We start from the raw sequence: 992 nt of genomic DNA, 5'->3' as shown, positions 1-992 counted from the left end.
TCGACGCCGCCCTGGCGTTCGCCCAGCGCGCCGGCGGCAGCGCGCCGCAGGTGGCGGTCGAGATCCCGTGGGACCTCGCCGCCGTCGACCACCTCCGCGACCGGTTGAGCGCCCCCGGAGCCCCCGCCCTGAGCGAGGTCCGGCGCTTCCGCGACCGCCCCTGCGTGGTGCTCGGCGGGGCTCCGGCTCCGGTGCACGACGCGGCGTGGGTCCTCGACGCCGTGCTCACCGCCGGCACGACCGCCCCCGACGCGCGCGTCGCCGAGCAGCAGCGGGTCGCTGCCGAGTGGGAGCGCACCACCGCCCTGCAGCAGCTCACGCGCAAGGACGAGCAGGTCCAGCGGCTGCGCGACGAGCTGGCCCGGGTCCGCGAGCAGCGGCCCGGCATGCCCGGCAAGCCCGGCAAGCCCGGCAAGGCAGCCGCTGACCGGCGCCGTGCTCCCGCGGCGGCCCCCGCCGGCCTCCGCGGCCGGATCGCAGCCCTCGCCCGCACCGTGCCTGGCGCGGGCGCCAACGCTCGAGCGGGGGTGCTCATCCTCGCGCTCGGAGTGCTGCTGACGCTCGGGGTCCCTGCGCTCGTGCTCGGGATCATCGCCGGCCGCGACGGCGTGGCCACCGGCCTGGCGGCGGGCGTCGTCCTGCTCGCCCTGGCGGTCGTGGCCCTGCTGGTGCTCCGCGGCCACCAGACCGCCCAGGGTCGCCTCGACCAGCTGCAGCGACGACTCGAGCGCGAGTCGAAGGACGCCGAGCGGCGTGCGGCCGACCTCGCGCGCACGACCGGCAAGCGCGCCGATCGTCAGCTCAAGCGCCTCGACGGCGTCGCGTCGTCGGTCAAGGCCGTCCCCGGCAAGGTCTCGGACGCGCTGGGCAAGGAGGCCGTCGTCACCCGGCGGCAGGTGCAGGCCCTGCTCAACCTCAACGAGATGGTCCCGCTGCGCGCCGCCCTGCCGCCGCTGGGCGGCTGGGCCGCCTCACCCGACCTGGTGCTCGAG

Annotated in this window: 1 protein-coding gene; it reads left to right on the top strand. The window is 77.6% G+C overall.

The window, feature by feature from the left end; genetic code table 11:
- Positions 1-992 (top strand): hypothetical protein (locus Q0L15_RS12600; RefSeq protein WP_296604789.1); only part of this gene is annotated, 992 nt, incomplete at both ends.

It is taken from the genome of Nocardioides sp., from assembly GCF_024509035.1.
In the GTDB taxonomy this organism is placed as follows: domain Bacteria; phylum Actinomycetota; class Actinomycetes; order Propionibacteriales; family Nocardioidaceae; genus Nocardioides.
The sequence above is the reverse complement of the archived record's forward strand: the minus strand, read 5'-3'. Positions and strand labels throughout refer to the sequence as shown.